Below are 2,268 nucleotides of genomic sequence, written 5' to 3' on the forward strand. Positions count from 1 at the left end.
CCGGTGCGAGTTCACCCCGTACGGCGTGCAGGTGATTAGCGTGGCATAGTCGCGCCCCTGCTCGATGTTGAGTTTGCTGATCTCGCTCGGCAGCACCACCGAAATCTGGTCCACCTTGTACGTGTAGGTTTCGTCGAGCACATGGAATGCGAACGTGTCGCCTTTTTGAAGCTCATCCAAGCCGGTCAGCAGTCGGGCCGACGGCAGGCCGGTGTGCCCGGAGACCACCGCGTGCGTGGTCGCTCCGCCCACGGGCAGCGACGTGCCGGCCAGGTGCCCGGCGGCGATCTGCAGCACTCCGTCGCTGGTGCCGTGGTATACGGGCAGCTTCACTTTGATGCGCGGAATGGTCACGTATCCCATGATGCCCGTGCCGGTCACGTCGAGCGTTTCGTCGTATTCGCGTTTCTGCTCGTCGGTCATGTGCCACCGGTCGCCGTTCGCGGCGAGCCGTTCGTTGTATTCGTGCGCCGCTTTGAGCATCGCCTTGCGTTCGGCACCGGACATGTCCTTGGTCTGCTTCACGTAGCCGGCCACCGCGTACGACTGGTGCATGCGGTTCCACCAGTCGCTGAACGTCGGATAGGCGATCAGGCACAGCGCGCCAATCATGGCGATCGCGGAAATGGCGATGAGCACGTTGAGCAACGCATTCGATTTCTTGGGTTTCGCATTCGGTTTTTCGATCACGTCAGTACCTGCACCAGAGTCCGTGTCGGCACCAGAGTCCACGTCAGCATCTATCCCGGCTACGCCAGCACCAGCGCCCACACCAGCCCCAGCTTCTCCACCATCGCCTTCGTCGCCAACAGCCATCCCGGCGTCCATATACGAATTGGCGGAAGTCTCGTCCGCAGGCTCTTCATTCCTGCCGTTGTGGGACTTCCGCCAATTCATGTTCGCTTGCCTTTCTATGCGTGCTATGCGCGCCGCCGTGCGATTTTGACCACTATCAACAGTACCAATCCCGCGCCCAGGATGGCCACGGCAGTCCATGCGATGTTCCGCACGTCGCTGCCGGTGTGCGGCGGGGACTGCGGGGTGGGCGGCGTGTGTGTGTTGGTGATGTCCGTGGCGGTGCCTTCCACGTCGGAGATGGTGGTGTAGCCGTCCGGCACGGTGGCTTCGACCACGGTCCATTCGTGGTCCGCGTCAAGATCCGTCCACGTATGCGTCCACTTGTTGGACTCGTTGAGTTTCACGTTCTCCACGGGCATGCCATCGCGCAGCAGTTTCACGGTGATGGAGTCCGGCCGCTTGCCGTCGGCGTTGTTGCGGTCGTTCCAGATCTTTTTCACGGAACGTTCCACGGGCGTCTTCGGCTGCACGGCGCATTCGGTTTTCGGCTCGATGCTCAGCTCGCGCGACCCTCCGGACACGCCGTCCAGCGGCACGGCCACGAGCATGTTGGCAGACGTGCACTGCCAGGTTTGGATTTTACCGGAAACGTCGGCGATCTTCACGCTGGCGCTGTCCGCCACGGCCAGGTAGAGTCCGTCGGACAGTCCGGTGAAGGTCAGGTGTCCGGAAGCGTTGGTGACACCGGTTGCCGTGGCGTCGGGTTGGTTCACTGCGATGAGTCCGGCGAGCGTGTTGGCCATGTCTCGCCACACCTGCGCGTCCTTGCCGGTCATCTTCGACCAGTCGACGGGGTAGGCGGTGGAGTCGGTGAACGGTGCGACGGGTTCGAAGGTGGCGCCGCCGCTTGCCGGGATCTGCCCGACTTTGTAGAGGTTGAAGCTGGCGTCCGAAATGGCGAAGTTGGTAGAATCGTCGGACGTTTCGGAATCCGAGCTCTTATGGTGGTACGAAATGGCGATGCTGCCGCTGGCAGAGTCTGTTGTTGGCGCCGCGACGGCATCGCGAGTAGTGAATGCACAGGCTGCCGCGGCGAATGTGGCGGCGATTGCGCAGCATGCGGCGATGACGCGGCTTGCGATCGTGCGTTCCTTCATTGCCGACCCCTCTTCTGTGGATTGGAAAGTAAGCATGTTTGATTCGCCCCCAACGGCAAACCGGAAAATATATGGAGCCAGGCTGGATACTCAAGAAAATTAGGCAGTGTACAAGGGATTGAGGTGGTCCAGCCCAGCATATGTGGGTTCAGTTATTATTTAATTTTTAGTTTTTAAATTATGTATTGCGATTCCCGTAAGCCGCTGCTGACTTGCGTCAACGCGGCTCACGGGTTTCGCATGGTTACTTCAGATTCTTATGGAATCCGGAGGATCAGGCATTGCGACGACGCAGAGCCATCACCAGGGTCGC

Annotated in this window: 2 protein-coding genes; both read right to left on the reverse strand. The window is 60.4% G+C overall.

The features are described 5' to 3' along the window. Positions 1 to 897, reverse strand: an 897-nt coding sequence (locus tag ACR0P8_RS09385; protein WP_432624801.1) for a class C sortase, incomplete at its 3' end; no start/stop codon positions are given. Between the two features lie 23 nt (positions 898 to 920). Then, on the reverse strand, positions 921 to 1,955 hold the full coding sequence (locus ACR0P8_RS09390) for a Cna B-type domain-containing protein (protein ID WP_432624802.1): 1,035 nt from the start codon (positions 1,953 to 1,955) through the stop codon (positions 921 to 923). Between the last annotated feature and the right edge of the window lie 313 nt (positions 1,956 to 2,268).

The sequence above is a fragment of the Bifidobacterium sp. genome (genome assembly GCF_050874245.1).
GTDB lineage: Bacteria > Actinomycetota > Actinomycetes > Actinomycetales > Bifidobacteriaceae > Bifidobacterium.

Bases quoted from the DNA above. Each gene is read 5' to 3' on its own strand.
- ACR0P8_RS09390 (WP_432624802.1), bottom strand. From the start codon at position 1,955: ATGAAGGAACGCACGATCGCAAGCCGCGTCATCGCCGCATGCTGCGCA.